The sequence below is a fragment of the Microbacterium sp. Z6_144 genome (assembly GCF_057197625.1).
The window spans coordinates 1637438-1654895 of the sequence record NZ_JBXVPT010000001.1; the positions used below are offsets into that span (position 1 = coordinate 1637438).

Below are 17458 nucleotides of genomic sequence, written 5' to 3' on the forward strand. Positions count from 1 at the left end.
TAGACTGGATGAATGACCGAACCGTCGATCTTCACGCGCATCCTCCAGGGCGAACTCTCCACGGAGATCATCGCGGAGACGGAGAACGCATTCGCGATCCGCGACATCGCCCCGCAGGCACCCGTGCACCTGCTCGTGATCCCCAAGACCGCCCAGTACCGCAACGTCGTGGAGCTGGCCGCCGGCGACCCCCAGCTGCTGGCCGAACTCGTGGGTCTTGCCAGCTCCGTGGCAGCGGAGAACGGCGGGGGTGACTTCCGGCTCGTGTTCAACACCGGTCCGGGCGCCGGGCAGACCGTCTTCCACGTCCACGCCCACGTGCTCGCGGGCGATCTCGATGAAAAGAGCCTCGGTGGCCGATGATTCCGGCATGATCGTCGACCGCGTGTACGCGGATGGCGTGGCGATGGTACAACTCCTGGGCCCCCAGGATCGGCTCCTCCGCGTCGTGGAGAAGGAACACCCCGACGTGGATGTGCTCGTCCGCGGCAACGAGATCACCCTGACCGGCCTCGCCGACGCCGTCGCCCGTGCGCGCGCTCTCGTGGATGAGCTGCTTGCCATGGCCAAGGCCGGGCAAGGTCTCGACCCCTCCGACGTGTCCAGCTCCAGCCGCATCCTGCGCTCCGCGGAGGACGCCGGCGGCGGGCCGCGGCCGTCGGAGGTGCTGGGGGAGGCGATCCTGTCGTCGCGCGGCAAGGTGATCCGGCCGAAGACGATGGGCCAGAAGGCGTACGTCGACGCCATCGAAGAGAACACGATCGTCTTCGGCATCGGCCCCGCCGGAACCGGGAAGACCTACCTCGCCATGGCGAAGGCCGTGCAGGCCCTCCAGCGCAAGGAGGTCAGCCGCATCATCCTGACCCGTCCCGCCGTCGAGGCAGGGGAGCGACTGGGGTTCCTTCCGGGAACCCTGACGGACAAGATCGACCCGTACCTGCGCCCGCTGTATGACGCGCTCAACGAGATGATGGACCCTGAGATCGTCCCCAAGCTCATGGCGAGCGGGACGATCGAAGTGGCGCCCCTGGCCTACATGCGCGGTCGCACGCTGAACGATTCGTTCGTCGTGCTGGATGAGGCGCAGAACACCACCCCCGAGCAGATGAAGATGTTCCTCACCCGTTTGGGGTTCGGCACTCGCATGGTGGTCACCGGCGACATCACCCAGGTCGATCTCCCGCAGGGCTCGTCGGGCCTGCGACTGGTCACCCGCATCCTGTCGCACGTCGACGACATCTTCTTCTCCTATCTCACCAGCGACGACGTGGTCCGCCACACCCTGGTGGGCCGCATCGTCGATGCCTACAGCGAGTACGACGAGAAGCGCCTCGTGACGCGTCGGGAGCGCGAGGAGGCGACGGAGTTCGCCAACCGCGCCGAGCGGCGCACGGGTCGCGCGCCGGCTCCGCGCGACCACCTGCCCAGGCGAGGACGCTCATGACGATCGAGATCAACAACGAGTCGGGCATGACCGTCGACGAGCAGGTGCTGCTGCGTCTGATGGAGTACAACCTCGAGGAACTGCATGTGAGCCCCGACGCCGACGTGGCGATCGTGCTCGTGGACGAGGGAGCGATGGAGGCCCTCCACGTGCAGTGGATGGATGAGCCCGGTCCCACCGACGTCTTGAGCTTCCCGATGGACGAGCTTCGCCCCGGCACCGAGGATGCGCCGACCCCGGCCGGGCTCCTCGGCGACATCGTGCTGTGCCCGCAGGTGGCCGAGGGTCAGGCCGTGACGGCGAAGCACTCCACCCAGGACGAACTCATCCTGCTGACCACCCACGGCCTCCTGCACCTCCTCGGATTCGACCACGCCGAACCGGAGGACGAGCGGGAGATGTTCTCGCTGCAGAAGGATCTGATCATCGGCTTCCAGTCGGCCGAGCGTCGCCGCCGCACATGACCGAAGCGCTTCTTCTTCTCGCCGCCCTCCTGCTGGTCGCCTTCGGTGGTCTCATGGTGGCCGTCGAAGCCGCCCTGGGCGTGACGTCCCGCTCCGACCTGGCCGATCTGGCCGATCTGGCCGCCGGAGGGCGCAGCGCGCTGTCTCTCCGACGCATCGCCGCCGATCCCGATGCCCACGCCAACGCGGTCTCCTTCATCCGGGTACTGGCGGAGACGACGGCCGCGGTGCTGGTGACCGCCGCCTTCGTCGTGCTGATCGACAACATCTGGTGGGCGGCCCTCGCGGCCGCGGTCATCATGACCGGGGTCTCGTTCGTCGCGGTGGGGGCGAGCCCCCGCGCGGTAGGTCGCCAGCACGCCCGCGCGCTGCTGCGCGCGACCGCCCCGGTCATCCGCGCCCTGCGGATCCTGCTGGGCCCCCTCGCGTACGCACTGGTCGCGTTGGGCAGCCGGGTGACGCCCGGCGTCGCACCCGGGTCGTCGTTCGCGTCGGAGGAGCAGCTGCTCAGCATCATCGACGAGGCGGCGGAGAACGAACTGATCGAGGAGGACGACCGCGAGCTCATCCACTCGGTGTTCGACTTCACCGACCGGTACGTGCGCGAGGTGATGGTGCCGCGCACCGACATGGTCTCGGTGGATGCGGCCGCCACGACCCGGCAGGCGCTGTCGCTCTTCCTGGAGAAGGGCATCTCGCGCATCCCCCTGATCGACGACGAGGCCGATGATGTCGTGGGGATGCTGTACCTGAAAGACCTCGTGCAGTTCGGCTTCCGCGACGAGCAGGGATGGCGCGACGCTCCGATCCGCCGCATCGCGCGACCGGCGGTGTTCGTGCCCGAATCCATGCGCGCCGAGACCCTTCTGCAGCAGATGAGACGCGACGCCGTCCACGTGTGCCTCGTCATCGACGAGTACGGCGGGGTGTCGGGGCTCGTCACGTTGGAAGACCTCATCGAAGAGCTCGTCGGCGATATCTCCGATGAGTACGATGCGCGATCGTCCGAGATCGCCGAACTCGAGCCGGGGCGCTTCCGCGTCAGCGCACGCCTCGGGCTCGATGAGGTCGGCGACCTGTTCGGCCTCGAGCTCGATGACGAAGAGGTGGACTCCATCGGCGGACTCCTGGGTAAGGCGCTCGGCCGCATCCCGCAGCCCGGCGCCACCGCCGAGTACGACGGACTCGTGATGACGGGCGGCGCCTCGCGCGGACGCGGGCGGGGGATTGCGACGGTCTTCGTCGAGCGCGCCGAGGAGCCGGAGATCGCCGATGAGGTGCCCGGACGACCGCGCACCGGAGAGATCCGCGTGCCACGGAAGGAAGAGCGCGATGAGTGAACCCCGATCCGGATTCGTCACGTTCGTGGGGCGGCCGAACGTGGGGAAATCCACGTTGACCAACGCCCTGGTCGGGGAGAAGGTCGCGATCACCAGCGACAAGCCGCAGACGACCCGCCGCGCCATCCGCGGCATCGTCAACCGGCCCGGCGGGCAGCTCGTGATCGTGGACACCCCGGGAATCCACCGCCCGCGCACGCTTCTCGGTCAGCGACTGAATGATCTCGTGGAACAGGTGCTGGGCGATGTCGACGTCATTGCGTTCTGCGTCCCCGCCACCGAGAAGGTCGGCCCCGGCGACCGCCGGATCGCGGAATCGCTCAGCAACTATCCGCGCGCGAGGAAAGTCGCCATCGTCACCAAGACCGACGCCGCCTCGCGGGAGCAGATCACCGAGCGTCTGCTGGAGGTCGACGCGTTGCGGGAGGACTGGCACGCGGTCATCCCGCTGTCGGCCCTCACCAACGATCAACTCGACGTGCTGGCCGACGAGCTGCTCCCGCTGATGCCGGAGGGTCCCGCGCTCTACGAGGAAGGCGTCGTCACCGACGAGTCGCTGGAGGACCGCATCGCCGAGATCATCCGCGAGGCCGCTCTCGAGGGAGTGCGCGACGAGCTTCCGCACTCGATCGCGGTCACGATCGAGGACATCTCCCAGCGCGACACCGGCTCGATGACCGACATCTTCGCCAACGTCGTCGTCGAGCGCGACAGCCAGAAGTCGATCATCATCGGGCACAAGGGCTCACGGCTACGCGACGTGGGCGCTCGGGCGCGGGCGCAGATCGAGCCTCTCGTGGGCACCAGGGTCTTCCTTCAGCTCCACGTGCGCGTGGCCAAGGAGTGGCAACGGGATCCGAAGCAGCTCGGCCGCCTGGGCTTCTAGCGCTCCAGCACCCGGGCGTAAGCCGAGACTCTGCTGTGCATGCTTCCTACCCGACTGTCCGTATGCGTACGATTTGGGACACACCGTCATCCGCCCTCCGACTCCGACGGCAGGCCGCTCGTCCGCCATGCCGACACGACGACTGTAAGGAACGACTATGGCAGCACAATCCCCCACCCCTATCCCCCTCGCCCCCCTCGCGGAAGCGATCGACGGCCGGCTCCTTGTGCCGGGCGACGCCGACTTCGAACAGGCCGCAGCCATCTGGAGCGCACATCCGGCGGTCAGACCGGCCGCGATCGCGATCGTCGCGAGCGCGACCGATGTGCAGCGCGTCCTCCAACTCACACCGGACGACGTCCCCCTCAGCGTTCGCGGACGGGGCCACGACTGGGCCGGACGGGCCATCGCCGACGGCGGGCTCGTCATCGATCTGTCGGCGCTGCGCGAGGTAACCGTAGACCCGCAGGCGCGGACAGCCCGGGTGCAGGGCGGTGCCACGCTGGGGGACGTCGTGGATGCCGCGGCGGCCCACGGCCTCGCTGTCGCTGTCGGACCCGTCAGCGAGGTGGGCTTCGCGGGTCTCGCGTTGGGCGGCGGCTACGGTCCGTATCTCGGGATCGCGGGCCTCGCAGCGGACAACATCCTCGCCGCCCAGGTCGTACTGGCCGACGGGCGTGTGGTGACAGCATCCGAGACCGCGGATGCCGACCTGCTCTGGGCGCTCCGTGGCGGCGGTGGGAACTTCGGCGTCGTCACCGAGCTGGAGGTGAGCCTGTTCGAGCTTCCTTCCGTGCTCGCCGGAATCGTCATGTTCCCCGCGGACCAACTGGAGCCGGTGCTCACCGGGCTGAACTCCCTGCTGCCCGAGATGCCCGACGAACTGGGGGTGCGGCCGACGATCGGGAGCGGCCCGGACGGCAGCTCTGCCTTGCTGCTGTCGCTGCTCTGGGCCGGCGACGCCGACCGCGGGCAGGACTGGGTCGAGAGGATCTCGGCTCTGGGAACCCCGGCGCTCGTCCAGGTCGACTCGACCACCCCGGCCCAAGCGGCGCACGCGCTGGACGGACTCTTCCCCGCGGGGCTGCATTACACCCTCCGAACCGTCTCTCTGCCGGGCTTCACACCGGAGATCTCCGCCGTGCTGGCCGACGCCGAGCGTCGCCGCACGTCGCCGTACAGCGCCGTCAACATCCATCACTTCCATGGAGCGGCGACCCGCATGCCGGCGGAGTCATCGGCGTGGGGGCTGCGTGAACCGCATTTCATGGCCGAGCTCATCGCCACCACGGGGGAGCGGGAGGGGCACGACGAGCAGGTCGCCTGGGTCGATGAGCTTCTCGAGCGACTTTCTCCGTACGCTCTCGATGCGGGCTACCCCAACCTTCTGGGCGACGAGGAGTCGGACCGGGCAGCGGCGAACTTCGGCGGCAACCTCGATCGGTTGCGGAGCGTGAAAGAGCGCGTGGATCCCGGCGGGCGTTTCATCGGCATCCCCACCGGTCTCCCACGCTGAGGCCCGACGCCCTGCGCCCGCGAGCAGCTCGATACCCGCCATCGAGGCGGCAGCCGAGCCGCTCGCGGGCGCACTCGCTCGCGCACCCCTGCTAGCATTCCGGTATGCGCTTCGGTGGGCTCCTTCTTCTTAGCCGCCGCGACGAGGCCTCGTTCTAAGGGCCTTCCTCGTCGCGGAGCTTCTCGTCGGCCCGACTCCTCGACAACCGGAAGCGACCCTCTCATGAAGAACACCCAGAAGCCGTCGGGGATGCCGACGCACAAGTACCGTCCGTTCCACGAGCAGATCCGCGTCGAACTGCCCGATCGCACGTGGCCGGATGCCCGGATCACGACCGCGCCCCGCTGGTGTGCGGTGGACCTGCGTGACGGAAACCAGGCGCTCATCGACCCGATGACCCCCGAGCGCAAACGCGTCATGTTCGAGCTGCTCGTTCGGCTGGGGTACAAGGAGATCGAGGTCGGCTTCCCCAGTGCGAGCCAGCTCGACTTCGACTTCGTCCGGCAGCTGATCGAGGAAGACCTGATCCCCGACGACGTCACCATCCAGGTGTTGACGCAGGCGCGTGAGCACCTGATCGCCCGCACGTACGAGTCGCTCGCCGGCGCCCAGCGCGCCATCGTGCACCTGTACAACTCAACGAGCGTCGTCCAGCGCGAGGTCGTGTTCCGCACCGACAAGCAGGGCATCATCGACATCGCGCTCGAGGGGGCGCGCCTGTGCCGGCAGTACGAGAAGACCGTCCCCGAGGCCGAGATCTTCTACGAGTACTCGCCGGAGAGTTACACCGGCACCGAGCTCGAGTTCGCCGTCGACATCTGCAACCAGGTGCTCGAGGTCTTCGAGCCCACCCCGGAGCGCAAGGTCATCATCAACCTGCCGGCGACGGTGGAGATGGCCACGCCCAACGTGTACGCCGACTCCATCGAGTGGATGTCGCGGAACCTGAACCACCGCGAGAACGTCATCCTGTCGCTGCATCCGCACAACGACCGCGGCACGGCCGTGGCCGCGGCCGAGCTGGGCTACATGGCAGGCGCCGACCGCATCGAGGGCTGCCTGTTCGGCAACGGGGAGCGCACCGGCAACGTCGACCTCGTCGCGCTCGGCGTGAACCTGCTGACGCAGGGCGTGGATCCGCAGATCGACTTCAGCGACATCGACCAGATCAAGCGCACCGTCGAGTACTGCAACCAGCTGCCCGTGCCCGAGCGCAGCCCGTGGGCAGGCGATCTGGTCTTCACCGCGTTCAGCGGGTCGCACCAGGACGCCATCAAGAAGGGTTTCGAGGCGATGGAGGCGCGCGCGCAGGCGGCCGGCGTCAGCATCGACGAGATCGAGTGGGCGGTGCCGTACCTGCCGGTCGACCCGAAGGACCTCGGCAGGTCGTACGAAGCCGTCATCCGCGTCAACTCGCAGTCGGGCAAGGGTGGCGTGGCGTACCTGTTGAAGAGCGATCACGCGCTGGATCTGCCGCGGCGACTGCAGATCGAGTTCTCCGGTGTCATCCAGGCCAAGACCGACGCGGACGGCGGCGAGGTCACGAGCGCGCAGATCTGGGACGTCTTCACGGACGAGTACCTCCCCACCTCCGTCGCGGACAACCGGTGGGGCCGGTTCGAGCTGGTCGGAACGCGAACCTCGAGCGATCTGAGCGGTGACGTCGAACTCAACATCCGCCTGCGCGACGGCGACGAGGTCGAGGAGGCCACCGGCCACGGCAACGGACCGATCGCGGCCTTCCTGGGCATCCTGCGCGAGCGGGGCTTGGACATCTCGCTTTACGACTATGTCGAGCACACCCTCAGCGCGGGCGGCGACGCTCAGGCGGCGGCGTACGTCGAACTCCAGGTCGACGACCAGCGCCTGTGGGGGGTCGGCATCGACGGCGACATCTCGACGGCGTCGCTCAAGGCCGTCGTCTCCGCCGTGAACCGCGCCATCCGCGCGCGCAGCGACTCGCCGACGCTCGCCGCCGTCTGACCCGTCGCGCCGCACCTCCGCGCGGGGCGACGGTGCGAGACAGGGGATTTCCGGCGAGACGCCCCGCGCCGCGGTCCGTCTGGGCCGGAATGTCGTTTCTCGGCGCGGCGGGGGCGGCGGGCGTGCGTGCGGGCGGGGTTACTCGGGGGAGTCGCCGGGGCGGATGACGGGGATCGCGGAGGTCTCCACGGCGACCTTGCGCCGGTGCAGCATCCGCTGTTCGGGGAGCGAGACGTCGAAGATCACGGCGAGGATCCGGATAACCGTGGTCACGACGACCCCCACGATCGCGGCGACGGGAAGAGGAGCGCCCACCTCAACGGCTATGACCAGGATGGCGCAGCCCGCCCCCGCCGCGACGGCGTAGAGGGAACCGACGTGCATGATCGCCACGGGCAGGCCCATCAGCATGTCGCGGAGCACCCCGCCGCCCACCGCGGAGCAGACGCCGACGAACACGGCCGGCACCGGAGGAAGGCCGAGTGCCAAAGCCTTGCTGGTGCCGAAGGCACCGAACAGACCGATGACGAGAGCGTCCAAGGCCACGATGACCTTGTTCAGCCGTGCGAAGATCCCCGCCAGCAGCATCCCGACCAGGGCAGCGCCCGCTGCCGTGAGGAGGTACCAGTTGCTCTGGAGCGTCGTGGGAACCGTCCCCAACAGGAGGTCGCGGATGAGGCCGCCCCCCATCCCCATCACGATGCCGATGATCGCGACCCCCAGCAGATCCAGCCGGGTGCGCCCCCGGAAGCCTGAGGCGAAGAGGGCGCCCTGAACGCCGCCGAGCCCCACGGCGGTGAGGTCGGCCCACAACGGGATGACGAGCATCTGGGAGTCCACGGTCCCATTCTGGCCGCGCGCGCCGACGACGGGGGAGCAACCCACGGCGGATAATGGGGGAGTGCCCACCTATCGCGACGAGGTCGTGGTCCTGCGTACCCACAAGCTGGGGGAAGCGGACCGCATCGTCACGATGCTCGGGCGGCGGCACGGAAAGATCCGGGCGGTCGCCAAGGGCGTTCGCCGCACCTCGTCGCGATTCGGCTCGCGGCTGGAACCGTTCATGGTCGCCGATGTGCTGCTGTACGAGGGCCGCTCGCTCGACATCGTGCAGCAGGCCGAGTCGCTCGGCGCGTACGGCGCCGACATCGTCACTCAGTACGACCGCTACACCACGGCGAACGCCATGGTGGAGACGGCGGACCGCCTGAACGAAGCCGAGGCCACGCCGCAGCAGTACCTGCTGCTGGTGGGCGGGCTGCGTGCCCTCGCGCGCGGCGAGCACGCGTCGCGCAGCGTGCTTGATTCCTACATGCTGCGCGCCATGGCGCTGTCGGGGTGGGCGCCCGGCCTGGATGAGTGCGCCCGGTGCGGCACGGCCGGCGAGCACGAGTCTTTCGTGGCGCAACTCGGCGGCATGGTGTGCGCGAACTGCGCGCCCGTGGGCTCCGCGCGCATCGCGCCTCCCACCGCCTCCCTCCTGCGGGCGCTGCTGCGCGGCGACTGGACGCAGGTTGATGACGCCGCCCCGGCCGCCACCTCGGCCGCATCCGGGCTCGTCGCGGCCTACGCGCAGTGGCACCTGGAACGCGGCATCCGCTCGCTCGCCCACGTGGAAACGGGACGATGACTCCCAAGCCCTACACGCATCGCGACGCGGTGCCGTTCCGGCCCCTCGACTGGACGGGGGAGTATCCGCCCGCGTTCGGCAAGGGTGCGGTTCCGGAGCACGTCGCCATCGTCATGGACGGCAACGGCCGGTGGGCCAATCGGCGCGGGCTCTCCCGTGTGGAAGGACACCGTGCCGGCGAGGCGTCCCTGCTCGACGTCGTCGCCGGGGCGATCCAGGCGGGGGTCAAGCACCTCTCGGTGTATGCCTTCTCCACGGAGAACTGGTCGCGGTCACCCGACGAGGTGCGGTTCCTGATGGGGTTCAACCGCGACGTGCTCCACCGCCGCCGCGATCAGCTCAATGAGTGGGGCGTACGGGTGCGCTGGGCCGGGCGCAAGCCGCGCCTGTGGGGCTCGGTCATCAAGGAGCTCCAGTTCGCCGAGCAGCTCACGGCGGGCAACGACGTGCTCACCCTGACCATGTGCGTGAACTACGGGGGCCGCATCGAGCTGGTCGATGCCATGCGCCGGATGGGCGAGGAGATCGCGGCGGGGCGGCTGAAGCCGTCGGCTATCAGCGAGAAGCTCGTGCGCCGTCACCTGTACCAGCCCGACATGCCCGACGTCGATCTCTTCGTCCGCTCCAGCGGTGAGCAGCGCGCGTCGAACTTCCTGCTGTGGGAGTCGGCCTATGCGGAGTACGTCTTCCTCGACACCCTGTGGCCCGATTTCCGGCGGACCCACCTCTGGGAGGCGATCGGTCTCTACCTCGACCGCGATCGCCGGTTCGGCGGCGCCGTGGATGCTCCGGGCACCTGACATCGCGCCCCCGCCCGCGCGCGATGCGTCTCGCATGCGCCGGGCGGAATGTGATCGGCCGGGGCGTGGTTGCACCCCGTGTGAGTGAACCCATCAAGATCGACGTGTGGAGCGACATCGCCTGCCCGTGGTGCTACATCGGCAAGCGCAATCTGGAGACGGGTCTGGCGGCGACCCCGGGCGACGATGATGCGCCGCAGGTGGAGGTGGAGTTCCACTCCTTCGAACTGTCCCCGGACACACCGCTCGATTTCGAGGGCAGCGAGGTCGATTACCTGGCCGAGCACAAGGGCATGTCCCGCGTGCAGGCCCAGCAGATGATGGAGCGGGTGACCGGCGTCGCCGCCGAGGCGGGCCTCGGGTACCGGTTCGACCTGCTCCACCACACGAACACGGTGAAGGCGCATGAGTTGCTGCACTTCGCGAAGGCACAGGGCCGCCAGCTCGAACTGGCCGAACGCCTCATGTCGGCCTACTTCATCGAAGGGCGCCACCTCGGACGCGACGACGAGCTCGTCTCGCTCGCCACCGACGTCGGGCTGGATGCGGGCGACGCTCGCGCGGCGCTGGCCTCGCACCACTACCTCCCCGACGTCCGGGCAGACCAGGACCAGGCCGCCGCCTACGGGATCACGGGCGTGCCGTTCTTCGTCATCGACGGCCAGTACGGCGTGAGCGGGGCGCAGCCGGCAGCGGCATTCACGGACATCGTGCGGAAGCTGTGGGCGGAGCGCACAGCTTCCGCGGCGGAGCCGGCGGCCGAGCCCGCACCGGTGGCCGCGGGCCGGGGATGACTCAGCGGGGGAGCGCGCCCTCGATGACGGAGACGATGGTGGGATCATCCGGGGTGACGTTCGGGCGGAACCGGTGGACATCACCCGAAGGCGTCACGACGAACTTCTCGAAGTTCCACAGGATCGGTCCGCGCTTTCCCTCCTGATCCTTGGCGCTCTTGAGCGCCTTGTACAGGGGAGCCGCGCGCGATCCGTTCACTCGGATCTTGTCGAGGATCGGAAAGGTGACGCCCCAGGTCGTCGAGCAGTACTCCAGGATCTCTTCCATGGAGCCCGGCTCCTGACCCATGAACTGGTTGCAGGGGAAGCCCAGCACCGTCAGACCCCGGTCGCCGTAGGTCCGCTGCAGCTCCTCGAGCTTCTCGTACTGCGGCGCGAGGCCACACCGGGACGCGACGTTGACGAGCAGCACGACTCCGTCGCCGTAATCGTCGAGGGTGGCCGTGCCCCCGTCGGCGGTGGTGAACGGGATGCCTCGCACGTCTGTGGACGTCGTCGTCATCTCCTCAGGTTATGCCCTCCTCGGGGCATGGCACCCCGTTCGTCTGGGAGAATATGGACGTGACTACCGCCCTCGCCCCGACGCGCCCGCTGCGCATCGGCCCCCTCGAGCTCGACGCTCCGGTCGTGCTGGCGCCGATGGCCGGAATCACCAACACCGCATTCCGGCGCCTGTGCCGCGAGTACGGCGCCGGACTCTACGTCAGCGAGATGATCACCACCCGCGCGCTGGTGGAGCGCAACGCCACGACGCTCCGGCTGATCCGCCACCACGAATCCGAGACGCCGCGCTCGATCCAGCTGTACGGCGTCGACCCCGCGACGGTGGAGGCGGCCGTCCGCATCCTCGTGGAGGAAGACCGGGCCGACCACATCGACCTGAACTTCGGATGTCCGGTGCCCAAGGTCACCCGCAAGGGAGGGGGCGCGGCGCTCCCGTGGAAGACCGACCTGTTCCGCGACATCGTCACCCGTGCGGTGCGCGCCGGTGGCGACATCCCGGTCACGGTGAAGATGCGCAAAGGCATCGACGACGACCACCTGACGTTCTTGGAAGCCGGACGCATCGCGGAGGACGCGGGGGTCGCCGCGGTCGCCCTGCACGCGCGGACGGCGTCGCAGTTCTACTCCGGCACTGCCGATTGGGCGGCGATCACCGCGCTCAAGGAGGCGGTCACGAGCATCCCCGTTCTCGGCAACGGCGACATATGGTCGGCGGAGGACGCCGTCCGCATGATGACCGAGACCGGATGCGACGGAGTGGTCGTGGGGCGCGGATGCCTCGGCCGGCCGTGGCTCTTCGGCGACCTCGCCCGGGCGCTGGCCGGCCCGTCGGCCACCGCCGGGACGGCTGCCGGCGCGCCGGTGGACGCGACCCTCGGTTTCGTCGCCCAGGCCTTCCGCCGGCACGCCGAGCTCCTCGTGGAGTTCTTCGAGGACGAGTCCCGTGGCTGCCGCGACATCCGCAAGCACGTCGCGTGGTACCTGAAGGGCTATCCCGTCGGCGGGGAGCTGCGCGCGCGCCTGGCCACGGTGTCCACCCTCGCCGAGATCGACGAGTTGCTCGCGCAGCTCGACGCGGATGCCCCCTACCCGGGGGCCGCGGCGGAGGGTCAGCGGGGACGCGCGGGAAGCCCCAAGCGGGCGGCTCTTCCGGACGGCTGGCTGCAGTCGCGAGAACTCGGCGACGCGGCCTCCCGTGACCTCGCCGAGGCGGAGCTCGATTCCAGTGGCGGGTGAAGTCGGGGTCGTCGGCGGCTCCGCTCGACCAGCCGGCTACGACGACGCCGACGCCGCGCGCGTCTCGTACGAGGAGCATCGCTCGCAGCGCGACGACTTCGCCCGCGATCGGGCGCGCGTGCTGCACTCGGCGGCCCTGCGGCGTCTCGCCGCCAAGACGCAGGTGCTGAGCCCCGCGAGCCCCGCCGATTTCGCGCGCAATCGCCTCACCCACTCTCTCGAAGTGGCTCAGGTCGGGCGCGAGCTCGCCACTGCGTTGCAACTCTCGCCCGACGTGGTCGACACCGCGTGCCTGAGCCACGACCTCGGTCACCCGCCGTTCGGCCACAACGGCGAGCGGGCGCTGAACGAGTGGGCCGAAGACATCGGCGGCTTCGAGGGCAACGCGCAGACCCTGCGCATCCTCACCCGGCTGGAGCCGAAGGCGGTCGACGCCGACGGGCGCAGCCACGGTCTCAATCTCACGCGTGCGAGTCTCGACGCGGCCTGCAAATACCCGTGGACGGCCGACCACCCCGTGCCCGATCCGGGGGGACGGTTAAAGTTCGGGGTGTATCCGGAGGACGAGGAGGTCTTCCGCTGGATGCGCGAGGGCGCTCCGGGGCGCGTGCGATGCGTGGAGGCGGAGGTCATGGATCTCTCCGACGACATCGCGTACTCGGTGCACGACTTCGAAGACGCGATCGTCAACCGTTACCTGGACCCGGCCCGCCTCGCCGACAACGGCGAGCACCGGGCGCTCCTCACGGCGATCCAGACGTGGGTCGGGTACGACTTCGCGCGCGACGAGCTGGAGGATGCGCTGTACCGGCTCATGCGCCTGCCGGAGTGGATCGGGAGCTTCGACGGCACCCGCCCCGCGTTGGCACGCCTGAAGAACCTCACGAGCGATCTCATCGGACGTTTCGCGCGCGCGGCGACCACCGCCACGCGCGAGGCCTACCCGTACGACACGCTCACGCGCTACCGTGCGCACGTGGTGGTGCCGCGCGTGATCGAGGCCGAGATGGCCGTGCTCAAGGGCATCATCGGCGCCACCGTCGTCTCGATCGAGGGGCGCCGATCCCTGTACAAGGAGCAGCGGCGCGTGCTGAAGCGTCTGGCGACAGCCCTGTGGGACCAGCCGGATGCGCTGGACGCGTTGCACGCGGCGGATTTCGCCGCGGCCGACGACGAGAGCGCGCGCAAGCGTGTCGTCGTCGACCAGGTCGCCAGTCTGACCGACCAGCTCGCCCTCGCGTGGCACAGCCGCCTCGTGGGCGAGGTGGACGCGGCGTCCATCGGCATCTGGGCGCCCGGATTCTCCGCGGCACCGGAGGTGGGGCCCTGATGGCCGGCCGCATCCGTCAGAGCGACATCGACGAGGTCAAAGCCCGCACGAACATCGGCGACGTCGTGGGGGAGCGGGTCGCGCTCAAGCAGGCCGGCGTCGGCTCCCTGAAGGGCCTCTGCCCGTTCCACGACGAGCGCAGCCCGAGTTTCCATGTTCGCCCGCAGGTGGGCTACTACCACTGCTTCGGATGCGGCGAATCCGGGGACGTCTACTCGTTCCTGCGCGCGATGGACCATGTCTCCTTCACCGAGGCGGTCGAGCGGCTGGCCGCGCGAGTGGGCTACACACTGCACTACGAGGACGGCGGTGCCGCGCCGGGGACGAGCGGCCGTTCGCGGCTCTACGCCGCCAACGCCGCCGCCGCCGAGTTCTACCGTGCCCGCCTGTCCGATCCCGACGCCGAGGCGGGCCGCCGGTTCCTGGGCGAACGGGGCTTCGACTCCGGAGCCGCCGCGCACTTCGGGGTCGGCTACGCGCCCAAGGGGTGGTCGGCGCTCACCGACCACCTGCTGGCCCAGAAGTTCACCCGGGAGGAGATCACACAGGCAGGACTGGTCTCCCAGGGGCAGCGCGGGGTCTACGACCGCTTCCGCGGGCGGCTCGTGTGGCCGATCAGGGACGTCACCGGCCAGGTCATCGGATTCGGCGCGCGCAAGCTCTACGACGACGACAACGGACCGAAGTACCTCAACACGCCCGAGACGCCCATCTACCGCAAGGCGCAGGTGCTGTACGGGCTGGACGTGGCCAAACGAGAGATCTCGCGGGAGCGCCGCGTCGTCGTGGTCGAGGGGTACACCGACGTCATGGCGTGCCATCTCGCGGGGGTCACCACCGCCGTGGCCACGTGCGGTACGGCCTTCGGCACCGATCACATCACGGTTCTGCGACGCGTCATGGGCGACGACTCCTCCTCGGGAGAGGTCGTGTTCACCTTCGACCCGGATGCAGCCGGTCAGAAGGCGGCGCTCCGCGCGTTCGGCGACGAGAAGCGCTTCGCCGCGCAGACCTACGTCGCCGTCGCGCCCGGAGGCCTGGACCCGTGCGACCTGCGCCTGGAACGCGGCGACGGGGCGGTGCGCGGGCTCCTGGATGCCAAGGTGCCCATGTACGAGTTCGTGATCGACTCCCGCCTGGCCGGCTTCGACCTGGCCACGGTCGAGGGACGGGCGGGGGCGCTGCGGGCCTCCGCTCCCATCGTCGCCGAGATCCGCGACCCGTCGCTGCGGCCCGGTTACACCCGTGTCCTGGCGCGCCGCCTGGGGCTGGACCTGCCCGAGGTGTCTTCGGCTGTCGAGCGTGCGGCCCGTGGTGCGGCCCGGGCCGCAGCATCCGAGCAGGCGACCACCGAGCGCGGCGCGGCGGCCACGGACGCACCGCCCGTCGAGGTGCGCGTGTCGATCGCGACCCTCTCGCGCGATCGCGACACCGCGCTGGAACGCGATTCGCTCATGGCCTTCCTGCAGTATGGGCATCGGGTGGACCCCGACATGCTCGCGCGAGCCCTCGCGGTGACGTTCCGCTCGCCCGCCCTGGAGGCGGTCCGGGCTGCCATCGCCGGTGCCATGGGCGCCGCACGCCCCGGGTGGGCCGCAGATGTCGTCGGGTCGGTGCGAGAACCCTTCCGCACGCTGGCCGCCGAGCTCCTCACGGCCGACTTCCCCGCCCGAGACGAGGAGCACGCCGTCGCATCGGCCAACGACCTCGCGCGGAGGCTGATCGCCCGATCGCTCGAGCGGCAGAAGACCGAGCTTCTCGGGGCGATCCAGCGGGTGTCCGCCGACTCCGAGGAGGGCCGCGGACTGCGCATCCGGCTGCGCGAGATCGACCGCGAGCGGCAGCGCCTCGTGGAGGCGCAGTAGCGCGGCGGGCGCCCGGCACGGCAGGATGAGGGGATGCGTCGCCTGACCGAAGCGGACACCGCCGTCCGCGCCGACGACCTCTCCGTCGCTCGGGCTGGCGTCCGCATCGTGGAGGGCGTCTCGATCGTCCTGCCCCGACGCGGGGTTCTCGCGGTGATGGGTCCGACCGGTGCGGGCAAATCCACGCTCGCATCGTTCCTCGCCGGACGCACCGATGACGGGATCACCGCCGTCGGCGGGTCTGCCCGGGTCGAGGGGATCGACGCCCGCAGGCCCGGCCGCGCGCGCCGGCAGCTGACGTACGTGGTGGGTCATATGCCGCAGCGCGCGGGTGCGGATCTGCCCTCGCGGCTGACGGTGTCCGAGGTGATCGGCGAGCCGATCACCAGTCGCGATCGTCACGTCAACGCGCGTGCGCTGGCGGTGCGGGTGGCCACGCTCCTGGATGAGATGCAGCTGCCCCTGGGTGCGGCGGCGAAGTACCCGTACGAACTGTCGGCCGGGATGCGTCAACGCGTCGCGCTCGCTCGCGCCCTCGTCACGGACCCGCGCTTGCTGGTGGCCGACGACCCCTATGCGAACCTCGACCTCGAGGTGCGGATGGCCGCGCGCGACGCGATCCTTCGCCGCCGGGACGGGTACGGGATGTCGACTCTGATCGTGACGAACGACGCCGAGGCCACGCGCGAACTGGGGGCGGATGTGCTGGTGCTCCGCGGCGGACATCCCGTCGCGTACGGCCGCGGGGCCGACGCACTGCTGTGGACGCCCGACGCAGCCGATCCGCGGCGCGCGGTGCCGCGCTGAGTGCGGAACACCTTCGATGCTTTGCTAGGATGGTGGGGTTGCGCGCGCAGCGCGGGACATATTCCTCGGTAGCTCAATTGGCAGAGCAATCGGCTGTTAACCGATAGGTTCTTGGTTCGAGTCCAAGCCGGGGAGCGAGAGTACCGCGTCATCTAACGTGGCTCTCACTTAAGGCCCGGGCTTCCACCCCGGGCCTTTCCTCTTGCCCCGTCGCCTCACTGCGCCGCGGCCGCGATCGATCGGGATAACCCCTCGTGTGTCCCTCTCAGTGCCGGGCTGGTTGCCCGGTACCCTGAGAACCGGCGGAAGGGGTGCGGCGCATGGGGGAACGCAAGGTGCGAACGAAGGGCATTCGGGTGCCGCGGCACGGGCACGCGTTCGTCGCCGTCACCGCGCGTGACGCGAACGGGTTCGTGCATCACTTCGACGAGATCGAGGCGCCGCTGGGCGCCCTCCACGAGGCCATCGCCATCTTGCAGTTGCAATCCACGGCCATGGAGGCTGCGCACCGCGACGCACACACCGCCTGACGCGAGGAGCGTTCAGGCGGCGCCGATGTCACGCTGCGCGCAGCGGGAGGATCTCCCCGGCTCGGGGCGACTCGTCGGCCGGATGCTCGACGAGCGCGATGACCCGGTTCGCCATGAACCGGGCAGACCGCACGGGCGTACCGCCACGGGTCACTTCCGACACCTCCACGAGGCCGCGACCGTGGGTCACGTCCAGCCGGCGCCCCGCCCGGCTCGCCTCAATCTCGTACGTGCGCGCCGCGCCGCCTCCGGCATCCACGACGATTTCTACTCGATCACCTTTCATGCGATCTCCTCTCTGGCTGTAAAACACGCCAGGTCAGCCCGGT

General features: G+C 69.6%; 18 protein-coding genes and 1 tRNA gene. 16 read left to right on the forward strand and 3 right to left on the reverse strand.

Features of this window, described 5'->3' with window-relative positions; translation table 11 throughout:
- The first annotated feature begins 12 nt into the window (after positions 1 to 12).
- The 7 genes from AC2DGY_RS08005 (at position 13) to leuA (ending at position 7633) form a co-directional block, all read left to right on the forward strand.
- The gene (locus AC2DGY_RS08005) at positions 13 to 363 is read left to right on the forward strand and encodes an HIT domain-containing protein (RefSeq protein ID WP_484509161.1); all 351 of its coding nucleotides are present in this window, start codon (positions 13 to 15) and stop codon (positions 361 to 363) included.
- Entirely contained in the window at positions 338 to 1444 is a 1107-nt protein-coding gene (locus AC2DGY_RS08010; protein ID WP_484509162.1) for a PhoH family protein, read from the forward strand. The genes AC2DGY_RS08005 and AC2DGY_RS08010 overlap by 26 nt, the downstream gene beginning before the upstream one ends.
- Positions 1441 to 1908, forward strand: a complete 468-nt coding sequence (gene ybeY, locus AC2DGY_RS08015) for an rRNA maturation RNase YbeY (protein ID WP_484509163.1) — start codon at positions 1441 to 1443, stop codon at positions 1906 to 1908. The genes AC2DGY_RS08010 and ybeY overlap by 4 nt, the downstream gene beginning before the upstream one ends.
- A complete protein-coding gene (locus AC2DGY_RS08020) occupies positions 1905 to 3248 on the forward strand; it encodes a hemolysin family protein (protein WP_484509164.1) in 1344 nt (447 codons plus the stop codon). Before ybeY ends, AC2DGY_RS08020 begins: the two co-directional genes overlap by 4 nt.
- A complete protein-coding gene (gene era, locus AC2DGY_RS08025) occupies positions 3241 to 4134 on the forward strand; it encodes a GTPase Era (protein WP_484509165.1) in 894 nt (297 codons plus the stop codon). Before AC2DGY_RS08020 ends, era begins: the two co-directional genes overlap by 8 nt.
- 157 nt (positions 4135 to 4291) lie before the next feature.
- Positions 4292 to 5650 (forward strand): FAD-binding oxidoreductase, encoded by a 1359-nt coding sequence (locus tag AC2DGY_RS08030; protein WP_484509166.1) that lies wholly within the window; start codon positions 4292 to 4294, stop codon positions 5648 to 5650.
- Positions 5651 to 5872: 222 nt separating this feature from the next.
- Positions 5873 to 7633 carry a 2-isopropylmalate synthase gene (gene leuA / locus AC2DGY_RS08035; RefSeq protein WP_484509167.1) on the forward strand — a complete coding sequence of 587 codons (1761 nt, stop codon included), beginning with the start codon at positions 5873 to 5875 and terminating at the stop codon, positions 7631 to 7633.
- A 138-nt stretch (positions 7634 to 7771) separates the two neighbouring features.
- Here leuA and AC2DGY_RS08040 read toward each other — a convergent pair whose 3' ends face one another.
- Positions 7772 to 8461, reverse strand: coding sequence for a trimeric intracellular cation channel family protein (locus AC2DGY_RS08040; RefSeq protein ID WP_484509990.1), 690 nt, complete (start codon positions 8459 to 8461; stop codon positions 7772 to 7774).
- Between the two features lie 73 nt (positions 8462 to 8534).
- Here AC2DGY_RS08040 and recO point away from each other — a divergent pair, with 73 nt between their 5' ends.
- The 3 genes from recO (at position 8535) to AC2DGY_RS08055 (ending at position 10857) form a co-directional block, all read left to right on the forward strand.
- Positions 8535 to 9263 carry a DNA repair protein RecO gene (recO, locus tag AC2DGY_RS08045; RefSeq protein WP_484509168.1) on the forward strand — a complete coding sequence of 243 codons (729 nt, stop codon included), beginning with the start codon at positions 8535 to 8537 and terminating at the stop codon, positions 9261 to 9263.
- Positions 9260 to 10063 (forward strand): isoprenyl transferase, encoded by an 804-nt coding sequence (locus AC2DGY_RS08050; protein WP_484509169.1) that lies wholly within the window; start codon positions 9260 to 9262, stop codon positions 10061 to 10063. The genes recO and AC2DGY_RS08050 overlap by 4 nt, the downstream gene beginning before the upstream one ends.
- Before the next feature lie 80 nt (positions 10064 to 10143).
- Positions 10144 to 10857 carry a DsbA family oxidoreductase gene (locus AC2DGY_RS08055; RefSeq protein ID WP_484509170.1) on the forward strand — a complete coding sequence of 238 codons (714 nt, stop codon included), beginning with the start codon at positions 10144 to 10146 and terminating at the stop codon, positions 10855 to 10857.
- A gap of 1 nt (position 10858) precedes the next feature.
- Here the strand turns inward: AC2DGY_RS08055 and AC2DGY_RS08060 are convergent, their stop codons facing one another.
- Complete coding sequence (locus tag AC2DGY_RS08060; protein WP_484509171.1) at positions 10859 to 11359, reverse strand: glutathione peroxidase; 501 nt, start codon at positions 11357 to 11359, stop codon at positions 10859 to 10861.
- Positions 11360 to 11412: 53 nt separating this feature from the next.
- Here AC2DGY_RS08060 and dusB point away from each other — a divergent pair, with 53 nt between their 5' ends.
- The 6 genes from dusB to AC2DGY_RS08090 all read left to right on the forward strand — a co-directional run bounded on the left by dusB (position 11413) and on the right by AC2DGY_RS08090 (position 17129).
- A complete protein-coding gene (dusB, locus tag AC2DGY_RS08065) occupies positions 11413 to 12597 on the forward strand; it encodes a tRNA dihydrouridine synthase DusB (RefSeq protein ID WP_484509172.1) in 1185 nt (394 codons plus the stop codon).
- Positions 12587 to 13927: a deoxyguanosinetriphosphate triphosphohydrolase gene (locus AC2DGY_RS08070; RefSeq protein WP_484509173.1), complete on the forward strand. Its 1341-nt coding sequence runs from the start codon at positions 12587 to 12589 to the stop codon at positions 13925 to 13927. The genes dusB and AC2DGY_RS08070 overlap by 11 nt, the downstream gene beginning before the upstream one ends.
- Positions 13927 to 15792 carry a DNA primase gene (gene dnaG, locus AC2DGY_RS08075; protein WP_484509174.1) on the forward strand — a complete coding sequence of 622 codons (1866 nt, stop codon included), beginning with the start codon at positions 13927 to 13929 and terminating at the stop codon, positions 15790 to 15792. Before AC2DGY_RS08070 ends, dnaG begins: the two co-directional genes overlap by 1 nt.
- Before the next feature lie 33 nt (positions 15793 to 15825).
- A complete protein-coding gene (locus AC2DGY_RS08080; RefSeq protein ID WP_484509175.1) occupies positions 15826 to 16599 on the forward strand; it encodes an ATP-binding cassette domain-containing protein in 774 nt (257 codons plus the stop codon).
- A 62-nt stretch (positions 16600 to 16661) separates the two neighbouring features.
- Positions 16662 to 16734 (forward strand) — tRNA-Asn (locus AC2DGY_RS08085).
- Positions 16735 to 16919: 185 nt separating this feature from the next.
- A complete protein-coding gene (locus AC2DGY_RS08090; protein WP_484509176.1) occupies positions 16920 to 17129 on the forward strand; it encodes a hypothetical protein in 210 nt (69 codons plus the stop codon).
- 28 nt (positions 17130 to 17157) lie between these two features.
- Here AC2DGY_RS08090 and AC2DGY_RS08095 read toward each other — a convergent pair whose 3' ends face one another.
- Positions 17158 to 17415: a hypothetical protein gene (locus AC2DGY_RS08095; RefSeq protein WP_484509177.1), complete on the reverse strand. Its 258-nt coding sequence runs from the start codon at positions 17413 to 17415 to the stop codon at positions 17158 to 17160.
- Positions 17416 to 17458 lie beyond the last annotated feature (43 nt).

Coding starts and splice junctions, on each gene's coding strand:
- AC2DGY_RS08060 (WP_484509171.1), bottom strand. CDS start 11,359: ATGACGACGACGTCCACAGACGTGCGAGGCATCCCGTTCACCACCGCC.
- dnaG (WP_484509174.1), top strand. CDS start 13,927: ATGGCCGGCCGCATCCGTCAGAGCGACATCGACGAGGTCAAAGCCCGC.
- ybeY (WP_484509163.1), top strand. CDS start 1,441: ATGACGATCGAGATCAACAACGAGTCGGGCATGACCGTCGACGAGCAG.
- leuA (WP_484509167.1), top strand. CDS start 5,873: ATGAAGAACACCCAGAAGCCGTCGGGGATGCCGACGCACAAGTACCGT.
- AC2DGY_RS08020 (WP_484509164.1), top strand. CDS start 1,905: ATGACCGAAGCGCTTCTTCTTCTCGCCGCCCTCCTGCTGGTCGCCTTC.
- AC2DGY_RS08030 (WP_484509166.1), top strand. CDS start 4,292: ATGGCAGCACAATCCCCCACCCCTATCCCCCTCGCCCCCCTCGCGGAA.
- AC2DGY_RS08050 (WP_484509169.1), top strand. CDS start 9,260: ATGACTCCCAAGCCCTACACGCATCGCGACGCGGTGCCGTTCCGGCCC.
- AC2DGY_RS08010 (WP_484509162.1), top strand. CDS start 338: ATGAAAAGAGCCTCGGTGGCCGATGATTCCGGCATGATCGTCGACCGC.
- AC2DGY_RS08005 (WP_484509161.1), top strand. CDS start 13: ATGACCGAACCGTCGATCTTCACGCGCATCCTCCAGGGCGAACTCTCC.
- era (WP_484509165.1), top strand. CDS start 3,241: ATGAGTGAACCCCGATCCGGATTCGTCACGTTCGTGGGGCGGCCGAAC.
- AC2DGY_RS08080 (WP_484509175.1), top strand. CDS start 15,826: ATGCGTCGCCTGACCGAAGCGGACACCGCCGTCCGCGCCGACGACCTC.
- dusB (WP_484509172.1), top strand. CDS start 11,413: ATGGACGTGACTACCGCCCTCGCCCCGACGCGCCCGCTGCGCATCGGC.
- AC2DGY_RS08090 (WP_484509176.1), top strand. CDS start 16,920: ATGGGGGAACGCAAGGTGCGAACGAAGGGCATTCGGGTGCCGCGGCAC.
- AC2DGY_RS08095 (WP_484509177.1), bottom strand. CDS start 17,415: ATGAAAGGTGATCGAGTAGAAATCGTCGTGGATGCCGGAGGCGGCGCG.
- AC2DGY_RS08040 (WP_484509990.1), bottom strand. CDS start 8,461: ATGCTCGTCATCCCGTTGTGGGCCGACCTCACCGCCGTGGGGCTCGGC.